26 protein-coding genes are annotated in these 22,118 nt (G+C 66.7%); 23 read left to right on the top strand and 3 right to left on the bottom strand.

Translation table 11 applies throughout. From position 1 onward, the window contains the following. The first annotated feature begins 78 nt into the window (after positions 1–78). Both FHS74_RS06570 and FHS74_RS06565 read left to right on the top strand, forming a co-directional pair. Positions 79–1,677, top strand: coding sequence for a flavin monoamine oxidase family protein (locus FHS74_RS06570; protein WP_184798700.1), 1,599 nt, complete (start codon positions 79–81; stop codon positions 1,675–1,677). 25 nt (positions 1,678–1,702) lie between these two features. After that, positions 1,703–2,215, top strand: coding sequence for a RidA family protein (locus FHS74_RS06565; protein ID WP_184798698.1), 513 nt, complete (start codon positions 1,703–1,705; stop codon positions 2,213–2,215). A gap of 85 nt (positions 2,216–2,300) precedes the next feature. Here the strand turns inward: FHS74_RS06565 and FHS74_RS06560 are convergent, their stop codons facing one another. Continuing rightward, positions 2,301–4,151 (bottom strand): glycoside hydrolase family 9 protein, encoded by a 1,851-nt coding sequence (locus FHS74_RS06560; RefSeq protein ID WP_184798696.1) that lies wholly within the window; start codon positions 4,149–4,151, stop codon positions 2,301–2,303. A gap of 252 nt (positions 4,152–4,403) precedes the next feature. On the opposite strand from FHS74_RS06560, the gene FHS74_RS06555 reads away from it, so the two are divergent. After that, positions 4,404–5,720, top strand: a complete 1,317-nt coding sequence (locus FHS74_RS06555) for an amino acid permease (protein ID WP_184798694.1) — start codon at positions 4,404–4,406, stop codon at positions 5,718–5,720. Here FHS74_RS06555 and FHS74_RS06550 read toward each other — a convergent pair. Beyond that, a complete protein-coding gene (locus FHS74_RS06550; protein WP_184798692.1) occupies positions 5,717–6,367 on the bottom strand; it encodes a TetR/AcrR family transcriptional regulator in 651 nt (216 codons plus the stop codon). The two genes, FHS74_RS06555 and FHS74_RS06550, sit on opposite strands and share 4 nt — an antisense overlap. A 199-nt stretch (positions 6,368–6,566) precedes the next feature. Here FHS74_RS06550 and FHS74_RS06545 point away from each other — a divergent pair, with 199 nt between their 5' ends. From FHS74_RS06545 to FHS74_RS06500, 10 genes are all read left to right on the top strand, one after another. Beyond that, the gene (locus tag FHS74_RS06545) at positions 6,567–7,727 is read left to right on the top strand and encodes an aromatic ring-hydroxylating oxygenase subunit alpha (RefSeq protein WP_184798690.1); all 1,161 of its coding nucleotides are present in this window, start codon (positions 6,567–6,569) and stop codon (positions 7,725–7,727) included. Positions 7,728–7,745: 18 nt separating this feature from the next. Next, the gene (locus FHS74_RS06540; protein ID WP_184798688.1) at positions 7,746–9,371 is read left to right on the top strand and encodes a phytoene desaturase family protein; all 1,626 of its coding nucleotides are present in this window, start codon (positions 7,746–7,748) and stop codon (positions 9,369–9,371) included. A gap of 231 nt (positions 9,372–9,602) precedes the next feature. Further along, positions 9,603–9,812, top strand: a complete 210-nt coding sequence (locus FHS74_RS06535) for a cold-shock protein (RefSeq protein WP_184798687.1) — start codon at positions 9,603–9,605, stop codon at positions 9,810–9,812. A gap of 83 nt (positions 9,813–9,895) precedes the next feature. Further along, complete coding sequence (infA, locus tag FHS74_RS06530) at positions 9,896–10,168, top strand: translation initiation factor IF-1 (protein WP_184798685.1); 273 nt, start codon at positions 9,896–9,898, stop codon at positions 10,166–10,168. A 59-nt stretch (positions 10,169–10,227) separates the two neighbouring features. Next, positions 10,228–10,425 (top strand): hypothetical protein, encoded by a 198-nt coding sequence (locus FHS74_RS06525; protein WP_184798683.1) that lies wholly within the window; start codon positions 10,228–10,230, stop codon positions 10,423–10,425. A gap of 33 nt (positions 10,426–10,458) precedes the next feature. Next, positions 10,459–11,121 carry a PAQR family membrane homeostasis protein TrhA gene (gene trhA, locus FHS74_RS06520; protein ID WP_184798681.1) on the top strand — a complete coding sequence of 221 codons (663 nt, stop codon included), beginning with the start codon at positions 10,459–10,461 and terminating at the stop codon, positions 11,119–11,121. Positions 11,122–11,577: 456 nt separating this feature from the next. Beyond that, positions 11,578–11,775 carry a hypothetical protein gene (locus FHS74_RS06515; protein ID WP_211106149.1) on the top strand — a complete coding sequence of 66 codons (198 nt, stop codon included), beginning with the start codon at positions 11,578–11,580 and terminating at the stop codon, positions 11,773–11,775. A 60-nt stretch (positions 11,776–11,835) separates the two neighbouring features. Further along, entirely contained in the window at positions 11,836–12,051 is a 216-nt protein-coding gene (locus FHS74_RS06510; RefSeq protein WP_184798677.1) for a hypothetical protein, read from the top strand. A gap of 70 nt (positions 12,052–12,121) precedes the next feature. Further along, a complete protein-coding gene (locus tag FHS74_RS06505; protein WP_184798675.1) occupies positions 12,122–12,346 on the top strand; it encodes a hypothetical protein in 225 nt (74 codons plus the stop codon). 104 nt (positions 12,347–12,450) lie between these two features. Beyond that, positions 12,451–12,696 (top strand): hypothetical protein, encoded by a 246-nt coding sequence (locus tag FHS74_RS06500; RefSeq protein WP_184798673.1) that lies wholly within the window; start codon positions 12,451–12,453, stop codon positions 12,694–12,696. Here FHS74_RS06500 and FHS74_RS06495 read toward each other — a convergent pair. Next, complete coding sequence (locus FHS74_RS06495; RefSeq protein WP_184798671.1) at positions 12,691–13,566, bottom strand: transglutaminase family protein; 876 nt, start codon at positions 13,564–13,566, stop codon at positions 12,691–12,693. The genes FHS74_RS06500 and FHS74_RS06495 overlap by 6 nt on opposite strands. A gap of 409 nt (positions 13,567–13,975) precedes the next feature. Between FHS74_RS06495 and FHS74_RS06490 the strand changes: the two genes are divergently transcribed. From FHS74_RS06490 to FHS74_RS06445, 10 genes are read left to right on the top strand one after another with little or no spacing between them, the layout of a single operon-like run. Then, positions 13,976–14,581, top strand: coding sequence for a Pvc16 family protein (locus FHS74_RS06490; protein WP_184798669.1), 606 nt, complete (start codon positions 13,976–13,978; stop codon positions 14,579–14,581). Then, positions 14,578–15,831, top strand: a complete 1,254-nt coding sequence (locus tag FHS74_RS06485) for a hypothetical protein (RefSeq protein WP_184798667.1) — start codon at positions 14,578–14,580, stop codon at positions 15,829–15,831. Before FHS74_RS06490 ends, FHS74_RS06485 begins: the two co-directional genes overlap by 4 nt. A gap of 53 nt (positions 15,832–15,884) precedes the next feature. Beyond that, positions 15,885–17,666 carry a phage tail sheath family protein gene (locus FHS74_RS06480; RefSeq protein ID WP_184798665.1) on the top strand — a complete coding sequence of 594 codons (1,782 nt, stop codon included), beginning with the start codon at positions 15,885–15,887 and terminating at the stop codon, positions 17,664–17,666. Between the two features lie 35 nt (positions 17,667–17,701). Then, positions 17,702–18,151, top strand: a complete 450-nt coding sequence (locus FHS74_RS06475; RefSeq protein WP_184798663.1) for a phage tail protein — start codon at positions 17,702–17,704, stop codon at positions 18,149–18,151. 8 nt (positions 18,152–18,159) lie between these two features. After that, on the top strand, positions 18,160–18,654 hold the full coding sequence (locus FHS74_RS06470) for a phage tail protein (protein ID WP_184798661.1): 495 nt from the start codon (positions 18,160–18,162) through the stop codon (positions 18,652–18,654). A gap of 21 nt (positions 18,655–18,675) precedes the next feature. Next, the gene (locus FHS74_RS06465) at positions 18,676–18,864 is read left to right on the top strand and encodes a DUF5908 family protein (RefSeq protein ID WP_184798659.1); all 189 of its coding nucleotides are present in this window, start codon (positions 18,676–18,678) and stop codon (positions 18,862–18,864) included. After that, a complete protein-coding gene (locus FHS74_RS06460) occupies positions 18,864–19,562 on the top strand; it encodes a CIS tube protein (protein ID WP_184798657.1) in 699 nt (232 codons plus the stop codon). The genes FHS74_RS06465 and FHS74_RS06460 overlap by 1 nt, the downstream gene beginning before the upstream one ends. After that, positions 19,559–21,361 (top strand): type VI secretion system tip protein VgrG, encoded by a 1,803-nt coding sequence (gene vgrG, locus FHS74_RS06455; protein ID WP_184798655.1) that lies wholly within the window; start codon positions 19,559–19,561, stop codon positions 21,359–21,361. Before FHS74_RS06460 ends, vgrG begins: the two co-directional genes overlap by 4 nt. 19 nt (positions 21,362–21,380) lie before the next feature. Continuing rightward, entirely contained in the window at positions 21,381–21,680 is a 300-nt protein-coding gene (locus FHS74_RS06450; protein ID WP_184798653.1) for a PAAR domain-containing protein, read from the top strand. 3 nt (positions 21,681–21,683) lie between these two features. Continuing rightward, positions 21,684–22,112 (top strand): GPW/gp25 family protein, encoded by a 429-nt coding sequence (locus FHS74_RS06445; protein WP_184798651.1) that lies wholly within the window; start codon positions 21,684–21,686, stop codon positions 22,110–22,112. Positions 22,113–22,118: the final 6 nt, after the last annotated feature.

The raw sequence follows: 22,118 nt of genomic DNA, 5'->3' as shown, positions 1-22,118 counted from the left end.
CCTTTCTTCAGCATGGGCACTGTCGCCTCCGGATCGTTCCGCCAACAGCGGCATAAAGATCAAGGGAAGGATCGAAGGATGGCCATCACCCGTCGGCGCCTGCTGGCCCGCGCGGCCCAGTGGGGCGGCACCGCCGCCGCTTATTCCACCATGACGGCGCTGGGCCTGCTGGCCGTGCCCGCCGCCTATGCCGGGCCGCCCAGCCTGCCGGTCGCCATCGGCCGGGGCCGCAAGGTCGTCGTGCTGGGCGCCGGCATCGCCGGGCTGGTGACGGCGTATGAGCTGGAACGCGCCGGCTTCGACGTCGTGGTGCTGGAGGCGCGGGCCCGTGTCGGCGGCCGCACATGGTCCATCCGCGACGGCGACCGCATCGAACTGGCGGGCGAGGCCGACCAGACCGCCCGCCTATCGAGCGGCCTTTACTTCAATGCCGGCCCCGCCCGCATTCCCAGCCATCACCAGGGCCTGCTGGGCTATGCCCGCGACCTCAAGGTGCCGCTGGAGGTGGAGGTGAACAGCAGCCGCAGCGCCCTGGTCCAAACCACCCGCGCCAATGGCGGCCGGCCCATTCAACAGCGCCAGGCGGTGAACGACGTGCGTGGCGGCCTGTCGGAACTGTTGGCCAAGGCGACCCAGCGCGGGGCGCTGGACCAGGAACTGACGGCGGAGGACAAGGAGCGCCTGCTGACCTTCCTGAAATCCTATGGCGACCTGACGCCGGACTCCCGCTACGAGGGATCCGACCGCTCGGGCTATATCCAGCCGCCGGGAGCGGCGGACCAGGTGGGCACGCGCCGCCCGCCCCTGCCCTTGCGCGATCTGCTGGGAGAGGAGACGGTGCCCCCCGCCATCCTGTTCGAGGAAATCGTCCTGATGCAGGCCACCATGTTCCAGCCGGCGGGCGGCATGGACCGCATTCCGGCGGCCTTGGCCCGCGCCTTGAAAAGCCCGCCGCGCCTCAACGCGGTGGTGGAGCAAATCCGGAGCGCGCCGGATGGGGTGCGCGTCCGCTATCGCGACCGGCTGGGTGGCCAGCGCCAGGAGGTGGCCGCTGACTACGCCGTGGTCACCATCCCCCTGCCCGTCCTGGCCGGCATCGACAGCGACTTCCCCGCCCCGGTGAAGGCCGCGATCAGCGGGGCCGTCTATGACGCCGCCAACAAGGTGGCGTTCGAGGCCCCGCGCTTCTGGGAGAGGGAGCAGATCTATGGCGGGATTTCCTACACCGGCGGCGAGACCTCGCTGATCTGGTATCCCAGCGGCGGCTACCATCAGGCGCGGGGCCTGCTGGTGGCGACATACAACGCCGGCAAGACCGCAGCGGATTTCCAAAAGCGCGGCCTGGCCGACCAGGTGGCCCTGGCCCGCGCGTCGGTGGAGCGCCTGCATCCCGGCCATGGACGGGACCTGGCCCAGCCGCTGGTGGTGAACTGGAGCAAGGTGCCGTTCAACCTGGGTCCCTGGCTGCACTGGGACCAGGACGGCAACAACCCCGCCGCCTATGCCCTGTTGAACCAACCCGCCGGTCGCGTCTATTTCAGTGGCGCGCATCTGAGCCAGCTACCCAGTTGGCAGGAAGGCGGCGTGCTGGCCGCCCACCGCACGGTGGCGGAACTGGCCCATCGGGTGGCCGCAGACACCACCCCCGCATCAGCATCCAAGACCACCCACGGCTGATCAAGAAACCAGGAGATCCCCGAAAATGCGCCCTCATATCCTGCTGTCCGCCCTGGCCCTGCTGGCCGCGACCCCGGCTTTCGCCGAGACCGGCATCGTCCGCACCCAGGGCCCGAACGCCGACAGCCCCATCGCCGCCGCCGTGACGGTGCCGGCCGGCGCCCAGACCGTCTATCTGAGCGGCGCCCTGCCCGCGGTCATCGATGACAAGGCCCCCAAGGGCAGCGTCCAGGCCTATGGCGACACCCAGGCGCAGACGCTGAGCGTCCTGGCCAAGCTGAAGGCCACGTTGGAGGGGCTGGGCTACACCCTGGGCGATGTCGTCCAGGCCCATGTCTTCCTGGCCGGCGATCCCAACAAGGGCGGCGACATCGACTTCGCGGGGCTGCAGGCCGCCTGGACGCAATATTTCGGCACGGCGGCGCAGCCCAACAAGCCGGCGCGCAGCACGGTGAAGGTGGCGGCCCTGGTGCTGCCCGGCGCCCTGGTGGAGATCGAGGTGACCGCCGCCAAGGTGGGGGCGCCCGCCGGCCGCTGAGGGCGGCTCCGATCAACGGCATGGGCGACAGCGCTCATGCCGTTTTGGGCTGTGACCACCGCCGACCAGACTCAAGGCGCGGTCCTCAGGGCGCGGTGTCGTCCAGCCACAGCGCCACCCAGGCCAGCGGCGCGTTCCAGTTGATGGTGACCTCATTCATCGTATAGGCGCGCAGGTCGTCGGCCCAGCAGGTCTGGGGGGCGCAACCGCCCTTCATTTCCTTCGCCACCATGTCGGTCATGGCCGACGAGTTGGGGCCGCCCGACAGCACGCCGGACGGCGGCGCGGGGTAGCGGGCGTCCGCCTGCCGCGCCCAGAAGCGATGGTGCGGGTTGCGCATGGGCCGGGCACCGAAGCCGGTGACGAAGGAGCGGTCCAACGGGTTGCGGCCCAGCACGTAGTCGGCGGCATCCACCACCGCCGACCGGTAGACCGCGTTACCGGTCCAATCATACGCCATGCCGAGAACAATGGCGCGGTTCAGAATGGCGGCGTTGGAGCCCCAAGGATATGATGCGGGCGCATAGGGCAGGTGATAGCCGGTCTTGCCCTCATCGGCGACATAGCCGTCGGCCAACGCCAGCAGTCGCGCCCGCACCCGGTCACGGTCCGCGCCGTCCAGCCGATCCGGCACCAGGGCCAACGTCAAGGCGCCCGCCGTGGCGACGGAACCCCAGCTGATGTCGCCCGTGCCCTGTTCCCCGCTGAAGTAGGGGGACGCCCGCAGCACCGCCAGGTAAGCGGCCTCCCCGGTGGTGGCGTACAGCTCTGCCGCCGCCCAGTAGAGCTCATCCGCCACGTGCGGATCGCCATAGCCGCCGCTGCCGGTGAACTCCACCTGGGCCAGGATGTCCGGGTGGCGCTGGGCGGCGGCGAAGGCGCGCCGGGCAGCCGCCAGGCAGCGGTCGGCGAAGGCGCCGTCGATATCCCGCCATACCCGCGCCGCCTGGGCCGCGACAGCGGCCAGGTTCAGGCTGGCCGCCGTGGTGGGATAGTAGAGATAGCGGGTGACATGGTCGTCGGCCGGGGCGGTGGGCAGGCCGGTCCAGTGGGCATCGCCGACCCTCTGGTGGACCAGGCCGCCGGCATCGATGCGCGTCAGGACATAGTGGCCGGGCCCGCCCTTTCCATCACGCCCACTTTGGACCCCGAGCGGCACCTCCAGGCTCTTGCCCTCCGGAACCTGCATGGCCAGCAGGAACTCCAGCTCGAAGCGCGCCTCATCCAGGATGTCAGGCACGCCGTTGCCCCGTTCCGGCACGGCCAAGTCGCCGTCGGCCACCGCCGCCAAGGCCCGGGGACGCTTCAGCAGCCGGGCGCGCTCATAGGCGTTGACCAGGGTCCAGACGGAGATGCCGCCATTGACCACATATTTGCCCTGGTCGCCGGCATCGTACCAACCGCCGCTGACATCCAGGGAATAATCGCAACCGGGCCAGACCTGGCCCCTGGGATCAGCCAGGTTGAAACAGGTCGCCCGGTCGGGGTGGTGCCCCGCCGGCCGCGCCAAATCCGGCCGTTCAACCAGCGCCGCCTCGATGGGCACGCCGCTGCGCTGCTGATAGAAAAAGGACAGGGCGGCCCGGGCCAGCCGTCCGTCCGGGGCGGCCTTGAGATCAAAGGGCCGGCTGGCCTTGTCCCCCACCGTCAGCCGGTACCCCTGGCCCACCTGGCGCACGTCGGAAAAATCGATCTGGTGGATGTGCTGACCAGAGGCCGCGTCATCGCCAAACACCCGCGTCCGCCCGGTGGCGACCACCAGCCCCCGCGCGTCGGTCAGCCGCCAGTCCAGTGGGGCCGACACCGCATCGGCCAGGATGGCCACCTTCGGGCCGGCGCCTTCCAGGCCGGTCTGGTTCAGGGTGAGGACGCTGGGCGCCTCCTCCGCCCGTGCCGTGCCGGTCGCCATCACCAACGCCAAGACCGACAGGAACATCCCAGGCTTCATCACCGCACCAAATCCGAAGTTAGCGCTACCAAAAGCCTTGTACGGGGCAGCCCGGGGAATGGCAACGGCCACCCGGATTGATGAGCGCCCTTCATAGGTTCATGCCGAATGCGCCGGAACCAGTATGGCGGAACCAGTGGGCGGAAAAGGTGTCGCCTAAACTTTCCATTGCGATTGCTGAACGCTCGATCACTATCACAGCGACAGGCCCGCCAGGGGCCGGAAGCGGGGATCGGCGGCATGCGGGACGAGCGTACGAAGATCGGCCCGGTGGCCGCGGGTTTCATCGTGGCCGGCAACATGATCGGGTCCGGCATCTTCCTGCTGCCCGCCAGCCTTGGCGAAATCGGCTCCATCGTCATCGTCGGCTGGATGGTCGTGCTGGCGGGCGCGCTGCTGATCGGCCTGGTCTGTTCCCGCCTGGCCATCCTGTGCCCGCAGGAACCCGGCCTGGCCGGCTATGTCCGCACCGGACTGGGCCGGCGCCTGGGTTTCATCGCCGCCTTCTTCTACTGGGTCTCCACCTGGTTCGGCAACGTGGCCATCGCGCTGGCCGTCACCGGCTATCTGGCCAGCCTGGTGCCGGTGCTGAAGCTGCCGCTGACGCTGGGCCTCGCCACGGTCGCCGTCATCTGGGGCGTGACGCTGGCCAATATGGCGGGGGTGCGTTTCACCGCCCGCTTCGAGGGCGTGGCGCTGGTCCAGGGCTTGGCGCCGGTGCTGCTGGTGGCCATTCTGGGCTGGTGGTGGTTCGACCCCACGGTGTTCACGGCGTCCTGGAATGTCACGGGATTGTCCGCGGGTGGCGCGGTGGCCCATTCCCTGGCCTCCATCATCTGGGCCTTCCTCGGGTTGGAAAGCGCGGCCGTCGTGGCCGCCGTGGTCCGGCAGCCGGAACGCAACGTGCCCATCGCCACCTTGGGCGGCATCGCCGTGGCCGGCCTGGTCTACATCACCGCCTGCACGGCCCTGACCGGCGTGTTGTCGGCGGCGGAGCTGCGCGCCTCCACCGCCCCCTTCGCCGACGTGGCCACGCGCCTGTGGGGCCCGGTGGCGGGCACCGTCCTGGCCGTCTGCGCCATGGCCAAAGCCGCGGGCACGCTGGCGGGCTGGATGCTGGTGGGCGCGGAAACGGCGGAGGCCGGCGCCCGGCTGGGCCTGTTCCCGCGCCTCCTCTCCGGTGTGAACCGCCACGGCGCGCCGGTGCGCAACCTGGTGTTCATGGCGGCGCTGATGAGCGTCGTCTGCCTCGCCACCCTGTCACCCACCCTGGGCCAACAATTCGACACGGTGGTCAACCTGGCGGTGGTCCTGAACGTCATCGTCTACGCCTGCGCCTGCGCCGCCCTGCTGCGGCTGACACCTGGACGGCGATGGGACATCGCCGTGGCCGGGGGCGGCCTGCTGTTCTGCGTCGGCCTGCTGATCACCACCGGCGTGGAGGCGATGCTGGTGGCGGCGGGACTGCTGGCGATGGGCATGGCGCTTTCCCTGATCCGCCACGCCACGGCCGGCGAGCCCCCGCCATCGCGCCGGGCGGAGGGCGACCCCGCCTAACCGGCCAAGCGACCGTGCCCGCCGTTGACGAAGCCATCGACCCAGCTTTCGGCGATGGCGATGGCCTCGGCGATGGTGAAGGTGTCGGGGTTGAGACACCACTGCAGCCAGATGCCATCCAGCAGGGCCGACAGGCCTATGGCGGCCACCCGGGCGGCGGCGGGCGGCGGGCCGCCATCCCCCCCGGACCTTTCCATCGCCAGATCGGACAGATACCCCTCGAGCACGGCGCAGAAGGCGGCGTTGGCGCGGTCGTGGACGGCCTTCATCTCCGGCGAATGGCGGATGAGGCTCCAGAACACCACCCAAACCCCCAGCAGCTTGGGATCGAAAATGTCGGGCGAGAAATATTCGCGGAAGAACGCGCTGAACCGGTCGCGCGCGGTGCCAACGGCCGGGGCCACCGCCCCCGTCACCCGGTCGAAGATGCCCTGGGACAGGGTTTCATAGGCGTGGGCGATCAACCGGTCGATGCCGTCGTAATGGTGGTTGATCAGGCCGACGGAAACATTGGCCTCGGCCGCGATCTTGCGCACGGAAAGACCGGCGTGCCCCTGATCGGCCAGGCACCGCAAGGCGGCCTCCACCAGATGTTCCCGGCGGAGATCCGGCTGGATACGGTTGAATTTTCGGGCGGGCTGCTTCATCGGGGTTCCGTATACGCGCTCCCTGGGGGACCATTCGGCACGGCCCCTTATAGCAGCGGCACTGGATTTTGACTCGGGCCACGGACCGGCGACCGCCAACCCGCTATCCGGGGTGCAATTGACAGGATTCCCCAATTACTGTACATCCGTTCAATAATAAATCGCCGGAACCGATCCGGCGCCGACCAGGACGTCTTCGATGGCCGCCCCCCTGACCACAGACGACGCGGTCAGCCTGCCTGGCTGGATCTACCGCGACCCGGATTTCTTCGAGGTCGAGCGTCAGGCGATCTTCCGGTCGTCCTGGCAGATCGTCTGCCATGTGAACGACATCCCCGCCCCGGGCGATTACCACACCTTCCGCTTCCTGGGCGAAAGCGTCGCCGTGGTGCGGGGGCGGGACGGGCGCATCCACGCCTTCCACAATGTTTGCCGCCACCGTGCCGCCCGCCTGCTGGACGGTGACAAGGGCCGCTGCGGCGGCCGCATCGTCTGCCCCTATCACGCCTGGTCCTACGACCTGGATGGCACGCTGGTCGGCGTGCCCCACCGCCGCGGCTTCCCGGAGTTCCAGTTGGCGGACTATCCCCTGCCCCCGGTGGAACACGAGGTCTTCCTCGGTTTCATCTTCATCCGCCTGGCGCCCGGCCCCGGCCCGTCGGTGGCGGAGATGATGGCGCCCTATCGGCAGGAGTTGACGCCCTACCGGTTCGAGGCGCTGCAGCCGCTGGGTCGCGTCACCTGGCGGCCGCGCGCGGTCAACTGGAAGAATGTGGGCGACAATTATTCCGACGCCTTGCACATCACCGTGGCCCATCCGGGCCTGACCCGGCTGTTCGGCGCCGGCTATGGCCTGGAATCCCAGCCGTGGGTGGACAAGATGTGGGGGGCGCTGGTCGATACGCCGTCGCCCGCGCGCTCCGAGCGGTTCTATCAGAAGTACCTGCCGGACGTGGGGCATTTGCCGGCGGAGCGCAAGCGGCTGTGGACCTATTTCAAGCTGTGGCCGAACATCGCCTTCGACATCTATCCCGACCAGATCGACTTCATGCAGTGGCTGCCGCTCTCGCCCACCGAAACCCTGGTGCGCGAGATCGCCTACGTCCTGCCGGACGACCGGCGGGAAATGCGGGCCGTGCGCTATGCCAACTGGCGCATCAACCGCCAGGTCAGCCTTGAGGACAAGGCCCTGATCGAACGGGTCCAGGACGGCATGGACGGCAGCAGCTACACCACCGGCCCCCTGGGCCTGAACGAGGTCAGCCTGCGCGGCTTCGCCCGCCGCGTGCGCGCCCTGATCCCGGAAAGCCGCCTTCCCCACGCCCCGGCGCCGGGCTGGTCCCTCCGCCGCCCCACTTGAAGCAGGAGCATATGGTCCATGCGTGACGTCGTGATCGTGGGCGGCGGGCATAACGGCCTGGTCTGCGCCGCCTATCTGGCGATGGCCGGGCTGAAGGTGACGGTGCTGGAGCGGCGCCCGGTGGTGGGCGGCGCGGCCGTGACGGAGGAGTTCCACCCGGGCTTCCGCAATTCGGTCGCGGCCTACACCGTCTCGCTGCTGAACCCCAAGGTCATCCGTGACCTGGACCTGGCCCGGCATGGCCTGAAGGTGGTGGAGCGGGAGGTGTCCAACTTCCTGCCCCTGGACGACAGCCGCTATCTCAAGACCGGCCCCGGCATCACCCAGGCGGAGGTGGCCAAGTTCTCCACCCGCGACGCCGAGCGGCTGGACGAGTACGGCGCCCGGACGGAAGCGGTGGCCGACGTGCTGCGCGACCTGGTGTTGCGGACACCGCCCAACGTGGTCTCGGGGGGCGTGTTCGCGGCCTTGCCGGAGCTGCTGAAAACCGGCCGGCTGGCGCGGCGGCTGCGCACGCTGGGCCTGGACCTGCAGCGCGAACTGCTGGACCTGTTCGCCATGTCCGCGGGCGACTACCTGGACCGCTGGTTCGAGAGCGCCCCGATCAAGGCGGCCTACGGCTTCGACAGCATCGTCGGCAACTTCGCCAGCCCCTACACCCCCGGCTCGGCCTATGTGTTGTTGCACCATGTCTTCGGTGAGGTGAACGGCAAGAAAGGCGCCTGGGGCCACGCCATCGGCGGGATGGGGGCCATCACCCAGGCCATGGCCAAATCAGCCCAGGCGCACGGCGTGGAGATCCATACCAACAGCCCGGTCTCGGAGGTCCTGGTGGAAAGGGGCCGGGCGGTGGGGGCGGTCACCGCCGATGGCCGCGTCTTCCGCGCCGACCTGGTGGTGTCCAACCTCAATCCCCGTCTGCTGTTCGGCGGGCTCGTGGACCCGGCGGCGCAGCCCGCCGACTTCCACCACCGCATCACCCACTGGCGCTGCGGCTCCGGCACCTTCCGCATGAACGTCGCCCTGTCGGAGCTGCCGGATTTCACCGCCCTGCCGGGTACGGCGCGGGCGCCACACCACACCGCCGGCATCATCATCGCCCCCAGCCTGGACTACATGGACCGCGCCTACATGGACGCGCGGCGTGACGGCTGGTCGGCCAATCCCATCGTGGAGATCCTGATCCCCTCCACCCTCGATCCCACGCTGGCGCCACCCGGCCAGCATGTGGCCAGCCTGTTCTGCCAGCAGGTGGCCCCCACCCTGCCGGCGAGCCAGCCTGGCGGCGCATCGTGGGATGACCATCGGGAAACGGTGGCGGACCTGATGATAGACACGGTCACCCGCTACGCCCCAAACTTCAAGGGCGCGGTTTTGGGCCGGCAGATCAATAGCCCGCTGGATCTGGAACGCACCTTCGGTCTGGTGGGGGGGGACATCTTCCACGGCGCCCTGGATCTGAACCAGATCTTCTCCGCCCGCCCTATGCTGGGCCATGCGGATTACCGCACGCCGATCGCGGGCCTTTACATGTGCGGCGCCGGCACCCATCCCGGCGGCGGCGTGACCGGGGCCCCGGGACACAACGCCGCGCGCGAGATCATCGCCGACCTCAAGCGGCGGCGGATACCCCGCGCCGGTTGACCGGCGGGCAGTCACCACGGGGCCACCGGACCCCACGAAAGGGTGGAAGGGGAGCCCTGCGGGTGCTGAAGCTTGCAATTTGCCGCCATAGAGGCCATGTTGGGTGGGTCGACTTTGCTACTGGGCTATCGTCCGGCCCGTGCCGGTGCTTCCCCGTCGTGATTTTTGATGCTCGCGCCGCACTCCCGCGCCGGGCAGCTCCGAACGGGTGCTATCCCAGGAGAATTCCTTATGACTATCGGTACCGTGAAGTGGTTTAACAGCACCAAGGGCTTTGGCTTCATTCAGCCCGAGGACGGCTCCGCCGACGTTTTCGTCCACATCTCCGCCGTTGAGCGCTCGGGCATCGGCAATCTGGCCGAAGGCCAGAAGGTCAGCTTCGAGACCGTGCGCGACCCGCGCAAGGGCAAGTCTTCGGCCGAGAACCTGCGCGCCGTTTGATCTCCCTGCCTTAGGCATTCGAAAGGCGGCGGCATGAGACCCATGCCGCCGTTTTTTTTGCACCTTTTTCTAAGGAGGCCGGGATGGCAAAAGAAGAATACCTGGAGTTCGAGGGCAAGATCGACGAGACGCTGCCCGACGGCCGCTTCCGGGTCATGCTGGAGAACGGCCACTCGATCATCGCCTACACCGCCGGCCGCATGCGCAAGAGCCGCATCAGGTCGCTGGCGGGTGACCGCGTCACCGTTGAGATGACGCCCTACGACCTGACCAAGGGGCGAATCATTTACCGCCACAAGGATGAACGGACGGGCCCCGCGCCCACCCATCGCCCGCCGCCGCCCCGTCGGCGCTGACGTTCCTCACGGCTTCGCCACCGAGGGCCCCCCAGGCCGCGCCAAAGGAAACCATCGTCATGCGCCCTCCTCACAAGTTCAACGTCGGCCAAACCCTCGACTTCACCCCGCATCGTCTGGGGGAAATGCCCGCTGACGGCCGTTATGAGGTCGTCCGCCTGATGCCCCGCGAAGGGAAGGAGTTCCTGTACCGGGTTCGCAGCGTCAAGACCGGGCAAGAACGTATGGTCTATGAAACCCAACTCAAGGAGCCTTAAGCGCCCGTCGGGACGGCTCCCCGGGAGAGCGCGATGAAGGCCGCCGGCTCCACGGTGCCCCGTTCCACGCCGCACTACAGCAGCGGGGAGTACCGCGCCGATGCCATCGTGCATTTCGTCGGGGTCGCCGCTGGGTTAAGCGCCGGCGCCTGGCTTGTCGTATCGACGCCGGGCACCGCCGCCGCCAGCACCGCCCTGGGCCTGGCCACCTACGCCCTCGCCATGACCGGAATGCTCGCCTCCTCGGCCGCCTACAATCTCACCCGGCGGCGGCATCGCAAGGAATGGCTGCGTCAGCTGGATCATGCTTGCATCTTCCTGGCCATCGCGGGGACCTACACCCCGCTGCTGCTGCGCCTGTCGGGAACGCGGGCCAATGAGGCCCTCGCGCTGGTCTGGACCATCGCGGCGGCCGGCATCCTGCTGAAGCTGTCGGCGCCCCGCCGCTATGAACGGTTGGGGCTGGCGCTCTATATCAGCCTGGGCTGGATCGGCTTGCCATTGGCGCCCGCCCTGTCGGGCCAGCTACGCCCGGAGACGGCCTCGCTGATCGGGGTTGGCGCCTTGATCTACACGGCCGGAATCGGGGCGTACCTGTGGGAACGGCTGCGCTATCACAACGTCATCTGGCACCTGATGGTGCTGGCGGCCGCAGGTTGCCACTACATGGCCATGTGGGTGGAATTCCGCCCCTGAAGCCGGCCACGGCTCCGGATTTTCGCGGCGGCCGTCCGCCCGATTGGGCGATGCGCGTCAGAAAAATCTGATTTGTCCAAAAATTTTCAATAAAGAGCCACTTTAAAACGTGGTCACCCGGTATAGGCCGCAAATCAATCGGCGCCAAATCCGTCAGGTTTATTTTTATGATTTCTGGATAATTTCCTTCCTTAAATTGTCTGATCATACGATGATCATCATCGTAGCGATATGAGCATCCTTTGTTCGCCAATCGACATTTGGGCACCGCCCCAGTGAAGAAGGCGATCAGCGCTGTCGACCAACCGAGCCGCCCAAGCCCATGGCGCAATCCGGCGTGGACTTGGTGCAGGCCGCCCTTTTCGGAGAGAACGGATGCCCCCGCATAAATTCAAAGTTGGTCAGAATGTCATCCTGCAAGCGTCCAGAGGCGACTCCCGCCCGGCCAGCCCCGTCGTGAGCGTCACGCGCCTGCTGCCGGAAGAAGGTGGTGAGCCGCAGTACCGCATCCGGATTGACGTGGGTGGGCAGGAACGGGTGGTCCGCGAAAGCCAGCTGGCGTCAACGCAAACGGCGCGGGCGGCGGAAGGGCTGCCGGGGCCGGTCAAAAAAGGCACCCCTCTGATGGCGGGGAGCGGCCGGAGGGGGCCCTGACCCGCTGTCACCCTTTCCTCCGCCCCGCGGTTCCCCCTCGCCCCAGTTGGAGAACAGATGATGAGCGTAGAGCCTACCCCCCACGACGATGACCAGGTTCCGCCCCGCACCCCGGAAGCGCCGAAACCGCCGGAAGTTCGTCATGTGAAAGAGGCTGATCTGTCGGATGAGGCGCGGCAGCGCATTTACGCCTGCCTGGCGGAGCCGCCGTCGCCCTATCGCTCCAACAACCGCTGGCAGCCCCCACCGCGCCGGAAGAAGCCACAGCCAAGCTGACGCCGCGACCTGCCTGAGATGCCATTTCAAACCCGCCATCCCGTGCCGGAACGGACAACAGGAGACGCGCGTGATCGCCACCAAGGACGCCCATACCCTGGCCGAAACGCTGTATGAAGCCAGCAATACCACCCACGTCCCTTGGAGCCGTCGCGGGCGGTTGGTCCAGGACGCCTGGCTGGGCGCGGCGACACGCCAGCTGGCCAGCACGCCGCCACCGCTGCCGGACTTGTCCTCCACCGGGGACAAGGTGGCCGAGATCCCCACGGAAACGACGACGGCGACGGGTCGCTGATCCGGCGCATGAGCGGGACCCTCGTCAGGCCGAAGCGCTCCAAGCCCAATCGGTCCGTGTCCCGGGCCTGAACGCACCGACGGACAAGCGCGCGAAAGGATGGGATGAGGATCGTCATCGAGTTCTATCGAATCCGGCCGCAGGATGGCGCCCACGCCGTCGTCGGCCGCGAAATGGCGGACGCGGTCGATCTCGACGATGCGATCAGGCGAGCTTGGGCCTTGGCGGAAACGCTCGACATGCCACAGCGGCCCGACGCCTTCGCCGTGCGCGGCATGGACGGCGTGACGCTTCACTCCTGTGCCCTTGGCGCTGCCGCAACGCCAGAGGCCCCGCGCGATGGCTCATGACACGACGATCACCTCCACCCGCAGGTCGGCAAAGGCGTCGGCGGCACCGATATAGCTGCCCGTCACGGGCATCACCTGCCCGATGTCGCGCCCAACCGCCACGGGGATGAGGTTGAAGCCGCCAACCGCCTGGTTGGTGGGATCGAACGTGATCCAACCCGCCCCCGGGACATACACCTCCGCCCAGGCGTGCGTGGCCCCCACCCCACGCGCCCGCGCCTCCTGCCCGTCCAGGCGCCCGCCGTCCGGGTCATAGCGGTAGCCCGACACGATACGGGCGCCGAACCCCAGGCCCCGGACCGCTTCCAGGAACAGGACGGCAAGGTCGCGACACGCCCCCCAGCCGCGTTCCAAAGTCGCCACCGGGGGCTGGGTCCCCTCCGCCTCCCGTTCCTGATAGGCGATCCACCGGGGCACGCCGGCGCACAAATCCTTCAACAGCGACAGGGTGTCGGTGGGATTGGCATGGACGAACGCCTGGGCCCACTCCCGCACCTGGCCGATGGGATCGGGATATTGGCGCCGGCTCAGGGCACCGAGATCCGTCAAATCACTATCGGAATATTGGAAGGGGTAGCTGGCGGCCGTGGCGGTGATATCAAAAACCGGCCAGGGCGCGGCGGTCAACTCCAGCTCCGCCACACTGTCGATGACCAGGGTATCGGCCCTGTCCTGGAAGGTCACCCGGGCGACGGCGTTCCCAAAAACATCCTGGCTCCAGCTGATGGCCGCGGCGGGCGTGATGGTGACGACGCTGGAGATCAGCCGCAGGTCCCGCCCCTCCCGAGGGCGCAGCATCAGGCGGTGTTCCCCCAGGATGACGGGCTGATGATAGCGGTAGCTGGTGCGATGATAGACCTTCAACGGCATGGCACAGCCCCTTCTGGAATGCAGCGGCCCGTGTCGGCACCGATCGCCGCGACGCGTGGGCCCGGGATGATGTCGGACGCTTCATGCGTGATCCGCCCCCCTGGCCGCCATCGCTGTCCAGGATCGCGACCGCGGGGTCGCAAAACGCCCCAAGCGTAGGGCGCGCGCGGCGTCACCGGCAGGCTCGGAAAACACTTATGGCCGGCCCCAGAGGCGAGGCCCCCTCGGGCGGGGCCCATGAGCTTAACCCCATCAGGTCGCGCAATATTATGGTTGCATTAGTATAATATCATATCCCGTTTTCCGTTTGACTCACAGGCTCATCGTATGGTTATCTCGCATATAGCGAGATGAAATAAATAGCTTTCACATCTGAAAGTTATAAGGTGGATTCGGGCGGTAATTAAAAATGGTGGATGTTATCCATAATGTCCTGGATGCGATCCGCCAGTCGGCCAACCAATATCTGCAAAATATCGACCACCGCGACGATGACTGGGTGGTGCTGACCAACTTGACGGCCCAGGGCGGCACTCCCAACGAGGGCAGCCAGGGCAAGGTCGTGATGTGCCTGTATAACATCACTCACGAGACAACCATCAGCACATATCAACCTGTGCGGCAAAGCGCGCTGGGCATGTACACCGTCGCCCCCCCGCTGTACATCGATCTGCATGTGATGTTCATGGCCAATTTCGCGGACCGACAGTACGGCGGCGGCCTTGGCGCCATGTCCCGCCTCATCACCTTCCTGCAGCAGAACCCCACGCTGACCCACGCCACGAACCCGCGGCTCGACCCGTCGGTGGAAAAGATCACGCTGGAATTCGTTAATCTGGATCTGTCGGAATTGAACCACGTGCTGGGCATGATGGGCGTCTCCTACCTGCCCGCCGTATTCTACAAGCTGCGCATGATCACCTTCGCCGGCCCGGCCATGCAGTCCCAGGTCTATCCGGCGCGGGGCGGCGGCATCTTCGAGAAGCCTGTCGACCTGGGGCTGGAACAGCCATGAGCCGTGGCTACACCTTCCAATACAGGGGAAGCGCGCCCGTCGCGTCGGGCCAGAACGGGCCGACGGCGGGTGCCCGGTTCAAACCCTTGTTCCGCATGGGTTACAATCACACCTTTTATGACAGCGACCATGGCCGCTGCCCCGATCTTCAGGCGTCCCCCAGCCCGGACTGCCAGTCGCTGCTGGCGTCATTCGGCATGGTCTTCAAGGCACAGGCCACGGGCTTTTCGGTCTATTTCGACGAGGACCGCACCGCCGATCTGGTGAATAGCCTGAAACGGCGGGGGATGACGGGCTATGGCAGCGACGCGGGGTATTGGACGCGCCTGACCTTCGTGCTGCAAGTGGCCAACGCCAGCTTCGTCGACATCACCGATCTGCCCATCACCACCAACCCCAACGAGCGGAACCTGTACGCCAACAACAGCCAGGCCCATGCCGCCGTCCAAGGCAGGTCCTCCGGTGGCGATGGCGCGGTGGCCCGGTTCTGCCAGGGGCGCTATCTGGCGGCGTCCGACCTCTTTCCCGTCGTGGGGTCGGAGGTGACGCTGACCGTGCCGGCCGACGCCATCCAGGTGGACGTGACCGACATCTCGGGCGCGGTGGTCCTGAGCCAATCGATGCCGCCGTCGCCGTCACCGGCGCCGCAGGTCGTGGTGCTGGATCTGGGCACCCTCCCCCTGGGACGCTATGGCATCACCGTCGTCAGCGATGGGGGCGGCAGCACCCCGGACACCGCCACCAGCCTTGTCGTCTATACCAACGGAACCCCGTCACCGTTGTGTCTGCTGGACGTCTTCCTGACCCAGCCGCAACCGGGAATGGATGGCGTCTACCCGGTCCCCTCGCTGTGGGACAACACCCCGATCACGGCGGACGACGTTGGCGCCATCGACTACATCCTGCCCTTCGACGCCCGCGCCACGCAGTGGCGCTACTACATCGTGTCCCAGGCCCGCGGCAGCCATCTGACGGATCTGGCCATCGCCGGACATGGCGCCACCTTCACCCGCCAACCCGCCCCCATCCTGCTGCCCAGCGGCAGCCCGGCGGTGCTGTTCACCTCCGACGATCCCATCAAGCTGCGCCGCATACCGCCCCAAAGGTTCCGCCTGACGGGGCAGCGCCAAGCACCCAACGGCGCCGATCAGGACATACGGGTGGATTGCCTGCCCGCCGCCCCACCCAACCCTGTATGGCCCGGCGACACGCCCCAGGGCGGTGTTTCCGAAATGTACGTCTACGTCTGAGCGGCTGACCGCCGCCCCATCCAGCCGCCCACCCTGCCAAGGAGCACCGACGCATGGCCACTGGTTACCTGAACCGCAAAACACCCGGCATCTACATCACGGAGTTGGCCGCCTTCGGCAATTCCATCGTGGGTGTGGACACGGCCGTCCCCTGTTTCATCGGCTATACCGAGACCGCCAAGGACACCAGCGGCAAGCCCACCTACATGCAGGCGGTGGAGATCAACTCCCTGGCGGATTACTACAACGCCTTCGGCTACGGCTTCCATACGCTGTATTACGTGGCCGAGGCGCCCGGAACCGGCACCAGCGGCAGCACGCCCACCAAGTCCACCTATGACTTCCAGGCCAGCTACACCGAGGATTTGGGGGCGTCCAGCAACCTGAGCGTGGTGCTGAACAACTACGTCGTGACCCAGGGGGCCACGGCGGACTCCAGCGGCGTGACCTTCCAGGAAAGCGCGCTGCCGCAGTTCAACCTGTTCAACGCGATCCGGCTGTTCTACGCCAATGGCGGCGGCAAGTGCTATATCATCTCCGTCAACAACTACTGGGGCACCCAGGAAGTCGTGCCCGGCAGCACCGAGCAGCCGGTGACCGTCAATTATGACGACCTCAATTCCGGGCTGGATGTGGCCTACAACGTTTCCGGCCCGACCATGCTGGTCATCCCGGACGCCTGCCTGCTGACCGCCACCGAAACCACCACCACCAGCACGGGCACCATCACCACCGGCGCGGGCTCGCCCTACGCCAAGATCGTGTCGCGGATGATCAGCGACAGCGCCACGCTGCAGGACCGGGTCGCCATCCTGGACCTGCCGGGCGCCCTGGAGCCGTCGACCTGGACCACCGCCGGACTGACCCAGGCGCAGGTGACCTTCGAACAGGCCATCAGCGATGTCGCCAGCGCCGATGCCGACAGCTTTGGCACCGCCTACGCACCGGCGCTTGAGGTTTCCGTCCTGACCAGCAGCGACGTCGACTTCACCAACCTGTACGGCGGCACCTCCAACGCCTCCGGCGGCTATGACGGCATCATCCTGATGAACAACCTGCTGACGACGCAGGCCAACAGCCAGTACGCCGTGGGCAGCCCCAGCCTGACCCAGGTCCTGACCCAGGTCGACACCGCCTTCCCCTCCGACGGCGTGCCCTTGACCCTGAGCGCCGACCAGATCAGTTCGACCAACAAGTACCTGATGAACGCCCTGCCCCTGTTCAGCAATGTGATGAACATTCTGCTGGGCAAGCTGAACGTGGCCCCGCCCAGCGGCATCATGGCCGGCATCTGGACCCTGAACGACCAAACCCGCGGCGTCTGGAACGCCCCCGCCAACTACGGCGTGGCATCGGTGGTGGCGCCCAAGGTCGTGCTGACCGACGCGCAGCAGGCGGACTACAACGTCCCACTCTCCGGCAATTCCATCAGCATCCTGCGTTATTTCCCGTCGCGCGGCACCGTGGTCTGGGGCGCCCGCACCCTGGACGGTAACAGCCAGGACTATCGCTACATCCAGGTACGCCGGACGCTGATCTATGTCGAACAGTCCATCAAGCAGGCCATCCAGCCCTTCGTCTTCGCCCCCAACGTGGGCCAGACCTGGGTGACGGTGACCAGCATGATCTCCAACTTCCTGACCAGCCTCTGGCAGCAGGGTGGCCTGATGGGCGACAAGGCGTCGGACGCCTTCACGGTGCAATGCGGCCTGGGTTCGACCATGACGTCGCAGGACGTGCTGAACGGCTACATGATCGTCGCCGTGAAACTGCAGATGGTCCACCCGGCTGAATATATCGAGCTGACCTTCACGCAGATGATGCAGGGCTCATAACAACGCCTTGTCCCGATACTTGAAAGGAGGAAGCCGTGAGCGGCGAGACCCAAAACAACATTTGGCCGTTGCCGAAATTCTACTTTTCGGTCCAGATCGGCAGCAATACCGTCAGCTTCCAGGAGGTGACGGGCCTGGACAGCGAGGCGCGGCCCATCGAATACCGGCACGGTGACAGCCCCAGCTTCTACCCGATCAAGATGCCCGGCCTGGGCAAGGTCGGCAACGTGACCATGCGCAAGGGCATCTTCGTCAACGACACGGCGCTGTGGGATTGGTTCAATCAGATCGCCATGAACACCATCCAACGCCAAACGGTGGTGGTGAACCTGCTGGATGAAACCGCCGCGCCCAAGATGGTTTGGACGCTGAACAACGCCTGGCCCACCAAGATCACCGGCACCGACCTGAAGTCGGAAGGCAACGAGGTCGCGGTGGAAAGCGTCGAGATCGCCTACGAAACCCTGACGATCTCGGCGCCCTGATCCCGGCCATGTCCAAAGCGGCCATCTATTATCCGGCACCGGCGTTCTTCTTCGCCGTCAGCGTGGGAAGCGGCGGGACGGCGTCACAGCCGTCCGGCAGCGCCGACGCCAGTTTCCAGGAGGTGTCGGGGCTGGACGCGAAGACGGAGGTGGAGACGCTGGTGGAGGGCGGCGAGAACCGGTACAGCCACCGGCTTCCCAAACAGGGCCAGTACGCCAACCTGGTCCTGAAGCGGGGATACGTCACCGCCTCGTCCTATCTGGCCAACTGGGCGGCGGATACCGTGGGCTCCACCCTGGCGGCCCCCATCCAGCCGCAAACCCTGGTGGTGTCGTTGCTGGGCGCGGACCAGTCGCCGCTGGTCACATGGAACTTCAACCGGGCCTGGCCGGTACGCTGGATGGCCGGCCCGCTTGATTCCCTGAAGAACGAGGTTCTGACCGAACAGATGGAATTCTCATACGCGTACGTCACGCGCAGCCTGGCCGGCGGTAACGGCTAGGCGGCGGGAGCGATAGGGACCATGCCCTTGCACATCAGCGAAATCGGCGTCCGTCTGGCCATCGGCCAGCCGGTGCAGCCGGCGGCCGGCCCCCAACCGACGGGGGGCGGTGACGGTCCCTCCGGCCTGTCGTCCAACCAGGTCGACGAGGTGGTGGCGCGTTGCGTCCGTGAGGTGCTGCGGGCGCTGAAGGCACAGGAGGCACGCTGATGGCTGGCAGCCTGGAAAAAATGATCGTCACCGCCTATTCGGACCAGAACTTCACCACCCAGGTGGGCGATCCCTACACCGTCTGGATCAACCCGGCCTCCTACCGCTACAAGTATTCGATCTATTACAACGACCGGCAGGCCCAGGGCAGCAACGGCGCGTCGCCGGACTTCAACCGCAGCGGCCCGGACAGCGTCGCTTTCGAACTGGTGTTCGACGCCACCGGGGTCGTGCCCAGCCCGGTGGCCGGGCAGGCGGACGCCCCGGCGGACGGCATCACCAGCATGGTGAACGGCTTCAAGGCCCTGGTCCTCAAATTCAACGGCAACATCCACAGCCCCAATTACGTGATGCTGTCCTGGGGGATGCTGCAGTTCGGTTGCCGCCTTCAGTCCATGGACATCAACTACACGCTGTTCCGGCCGGACGGGACGCCGTTGCGGGCACGCATGTCCGTCAGTTTCCTGGGCTTCACCAGCGAAAGCCAGCTCGCCAAGCAGGCCAACAAGCGCTCACCCGACATGACGCACATCGTGACCGTGGTGGCCGGCGACTCCCTGCCCACATTGTGCAAGAGGATATATGGCAGCAGCCTGCATTACCTTCGGGTGGCGGAGTTCAATAAGTTGAATACATTCAAGCAGTTGATTCCAGGCACCCAGCTTCTGTTCCCGCCGTTGGCGAAAACCGCGCCATGACCGCCCCCTCGCCCCAGCAGGTCGCCGGCGCGCTGGCCACGTTCACCATCACCGCCAACGGCTCGGCCATCGACAGCTCCTGGCAGGTGGTCTCCGTCGACGTCTGGACGGGGGTGAACAAGCTGCCCAAGGCGCGGCTGGTGCTGTACGACGGCAGCGCCGCGGCCGAAGATTTCCCCATCGCCGATTCCACCGCGCTGATTCCCGGCGCCACGCTATCCATTACGCTGGGCTATGACGGCCAGGAGACGCGGGTTTTCTCCGGCGTGGTGTACCGCCAGGGTCTGGAAGTGACGATGAACGGCCCCTCACGCCTGGTGGTGGAGGCCACCGACCTGGCGATGAAGATGACGCTGGCCCGGCGCAACGCCATCTATGAGAACGTCACCGACAGTCAGCTGATCAGTTCGTTGATCAGCAACGCCGGCCTGACGCCGGCGGTGACCGCCACCACGACCACCCAGGAATCCCTGGTCCAGTACTATTGCAGCGACTGGGACCTGATGGTGGTGCGCGCGCAGTTGAACGGCATGGTGGTCATCGCCGATGGGGACACCGTCACCGTGGCCCCGCCCGATACCAGCCAGTCCCCCTCCCTGACGGTGACCTTCGGCGACTCCCTGATGGATTTCGACGGGACGATGGACGCCGCCACGCAATACACCCCCAGCGCCATTCAAAGTTTCGCCTGGGACCCGGCGACCCAGGCGCTGGCCAAGTCGGGGCAGGCCAGCGCGTCGGTCAGCGAACCGGGCAACATCTCCTCCGACCAGTTGGCGAAGGTGTTCAACATCACGCAGTTCCCCCAGCAGACCGGCGGCACCCTGCCCACTGCCGACCTGACGACCTGGTCGTCGGCCGATCTGCTGAAAAGCAAGCTGGCAAAGCTGCGCGGCACCGCGACCTTCCTGGGCAGCACCCTGGCCAAGACCGGGGGCGTGGTGACGATGGCCGGGCTGGGCGGCCGCTTCAATGGCGACTATTACGTCTCGGACGTGCACCACGCCGTGACGGATGGCCTGTGGCGCACCACCCTGGGGTTGGGCCTGTCGCCGGATTGGTTCACGGCGGTGACGCCCGACATTCCGGCGCCGGGGGCCTCGGGCCAGCTGCCGCCGGTATCCAACCTGCAAACCGGGCTGGTGCAGAAGGTCGCCCAGGATCCGGACGGCGAATTCCGCGTCTACGTCCAGCTGCCCCTGCTTCAGGCGGGCGGCAGCTTGGGGGTGTGGGCGCGGCTGGGCTCCTTCTACGCCTACAACGCCATCGGCGCCGTGTTCTATCCGGAGGTCGGGGAAGAGGTGGTGGTGGCGTTCATGAATGACGACCCCCGTTTCCCCGTCATCGTCGGCAGCCTGTACAGCAAGAAAAATCCCCCGCCCATCACCCCCGACGCCGAGAACAACCAGAAGACCATCGTCACCCGGTCCAAGCTGCGCATCGACTTCTTCGAGGACAAGAAGGCGGTGGAGATCAGCACGCCCGGTGGCCAGAAGGTGCGCTTGGATGACGATGCCAAGACGGTGACGGTGGCCGATCTGAACGGCAACACCATCACCATGGCCGCCGCCGGGGTGACGGTGGACAGCGCCGCCAAGCTGACCCTGAACGCGAAGGGCGATATCGCCATCAGCGCCCAGGGCAACCTGTCACTGAAATCCAATGCGACGGTGTCGGTTGAGGGCCTGCAGATCAAGCAGAGCGCGTCGTCCACCTTCAGCGCCCAGGGCAGTGGCGAGGCCAAGCTGGTATCGTCGGGCATGCTGACCATCCAGGGTTCCCTGGTGAAGATCAATTGACGGGAAGGACAGCGAACCCATGCCGCCCGCCGCCCGACTGACCGACATGCACACCTGCCCCCTGGTGACGCCGGGGGTACCGCCCATCCCCCATGTCGGCGGCCCGGTGGCCGGCCCCGGCGCGCCGACCGTGCTGATCGGCGGCCTGCCCGCCGCCAAGGTGGGGGACATGCTGGTCTGCGTCGGCCCCCCGGACAGCATCGTCAAGGGATCGTCCACGGTCCTGGTCGAAGGCATGCCCGCAGCCCGCATGGGGGACAGCACGGCCCACGGCGGCAGCATCGTCCTCGGCCTGCCCACCGTCATGATCGGAGGCTAGGCGATGGTCTACACCGATGACGCCGCCTTCCTGGGCACCGGCTGGTCCTTCCCCCCCACCTTCGATCGCACCTCCGCCACCGTGGTCATGAGTTCAGGGGTTCAGGACATCAAGGAAAGCCTGTGGATCCTGATGTCCACCAGCCTGGGGGAGCGGCTGATGCTGGCCACCTACGGCTGCTCGCTGTGGCAGAAGGTGTTCACCAACCTGACCAACACCCACGCGAACCAGATCCGGGATATGCTGGCGCGCGCCATCCTGGAATGGGAACCGCGCATCGACGCGGAGCGCATCGAGGTCGCGGAAATCGATCCCCGGCAGGGATTGGCCCAAATCAGCATCGATTTCGTGGTGCGTCAAACCAATGTGCGCAGCAACCTTGTCTATCCCTTCTATCTGCTGGAGGCGACGCTGACGCCTCCGTCGCCGTGAGGCGGC

The organism is Nitrospirillum iridis (assembly GCF_014205765.1).
Taxonomy (GTDB): domain Bacteria; phylum Pseudomonadota; class Alphaproteobacteria; order Azospirillales; family Azospirillaceae; genus Nitrospirillum; species Nitrospirillum iridis.
Note: the sequence above shows the minus strand (reverse complement) of the source record. Positions and strands in the feature narration are given on the sequence as shown.

What these genes read in the sequence shown, in the direction of transcription:
- FHS74_RS06570 (WP_184798700.1), top strand. Translation starts at nt 79, where the DNA reads ATGGCCATCACCCGTCGGCGCCTGCTGGCCCGCGCGGCCCAGTGGGGC.
- FHS74_RS06565 (WP_184798698.1), top strand. Translation starts at nt 1,703, where the DNA reads ATGCGCCCTCATATCCTGCTGTCCGCCCTGGCCCTGCTGGCCGCGACC.
- FHS74_RS06560 (WP_184798696.1), bottom strand. Translation starts at nt 4,151, where the DNA reads ATGTTCCTGTCGGTCTTGGCGTTGGTGATGGCGACCGGCACGGCACGG.
- FHS74_RS06555 (WP_184798694.1), top strand. Translation starts at nt 4,404, where the DNA reads ATGCGGGACGAGCGTACGAAGATCGGCCCGGTGGCCGCGGGTTTCATC.
- FHS74_RS06550 (WP_184798692.1), bottom strand. Translation starts at nt 6,367, where the DNA reads ATGAAGCAGCCCGCCCGAAAATTCAACCGTATCCAGCCGGATCTCCGC.
- FHS74_RS06545 (WP_184798690.1), top strand. Translation starts at nt 6,567, where the DNA reads ATGGCCGCCCCCCTGACCACAGACGACGCGGTCAGCCTGCCTGGCTGG.
- FHS74_RS06540 (WP_184798688.1), top strand. Translation starts at nt 7,746, where the DNA reads ATGCGTGACGTCGTGATCGTGGGCGGCGGGCATAACGGCCTGGTCTGC.
- FHS74_RS06535 (WP_184798687.1), top strand. Translation starts at nt 9,603, where the DNA reads ATGACTATCGGTACCGTGAAGTGGTTTAACAGCACCAAGGGCTTTGGC.
- infA (WP_184798685.1), top strand. Translation starts at nt 9,896, where the DNA reads ATGGCAAAAGAAGAATACCTGGAGTTCGAGGGCAAGATCGACGAGACG.
- FHS74_RS06525 (WP_184798683.1), top strand. Translation starts at nt 10,228, where the DNA reads ATGCGCCCTCCTCACAAGTTCAACGTCGGCCAAACCCTCGACTTCACC.
- trhA (WP_184798681.1), top strand. Translation starts at nt 10,459, where the DNA reads ATGAAGGCCGCCGGCTCCACGGTGCCCCGTTCCACGCCGCACTACAGC.
- FHS74_RS06510 (WP_184798677.1), top strand. Translation starts at nt 11,836, where the DNA reads ATGAGCGTAGAGCCTACCCCCCACGACGATGACCAGGTTCCGCCCCGC.
- FHS74_RS06500 (WP_184798673.1), top strand. Translation starts at nt 12,451, where the DNA reads ATGAGGATCGTCATCGAGTTCTATCGAATCCGGCCGCAGGATGGCGCC.
- FHS74_RS06495 (WP_184798671.1), bottom strand. Translation starts at nt 13,566, where the DNA reads ATGCCGTTGAAGGTCTATCATCGCACCAGCTACCGCTATCATCAGCCC.
- FHS74_RS06490 (WP_184798669.1), top strand. Translation starts at nt 13,976, where the DNA reads ATGGTGGATGTTATCCATAATGTCCTGGATGCGATCCGCCAGTCGGCC.
- FHS74_RS06485 (WP_184798667.1), top strand. Translation starts at nt 14,578, where the DNA reads ATGAGCCGTGGCTACACCTTCCAATACAGGGGAAGCGCGCCCGTCGCG.
- FHS74_RS06480 (WP_184798665.1), top strand. Translation starts at nt 15,885, where the DNA reads ATGGCCACTGGTTACCTGAACCGCAAAACACCCGGCATCTACATCACG.
- FHS74_RS06470 (WP_184798661.1), top strand. Translation starts at nt 18,160, where the DNA reads ATGTCCAAAGCGGCCATCTATTATCCGGCACCGGCGTTCTTCTTCGCC.
- FHS74_RS06465 (WP_184798659.1), top strand. Translation starts at nt 18,676, where the DNA reads ATGCCCTTGCACATCAGCGAAATCGGCGTCCGTCTGGCCATCGGCCAG.
- FHS74_RS06460 (WP_184798657.1), top strand. Translation starts at nt 18,864, where the DNA reads ATGGCTGGCAGCCTGGAAAAAATGATCGTCACCGCCTATTCGGACCAG.
- vgrG (WP_184798655.1), top strand. Translation starts at nt 19,559, where the DNA reads ATGACCGCCCCCTCGCCCCAGCAGGTCGCCGGCGCGCTGGCCACGTTC.
- FHS74_RS06450 (WP_184798653.1), top strand. Translation starts at nt 21,381, where the DNA reads ATGCCGCCCGCCGCCCGACTGACCGACATGCACACCTGCCCCCTGGTG.
- FHS74_RS06445 (WP_184798651.1), top strand. Translation starts at nt 21,684, where the DNA reads ATGGTCTACACCGATGACGCCGCCTTCCTGGGCACCGGCTGGTCCTTC.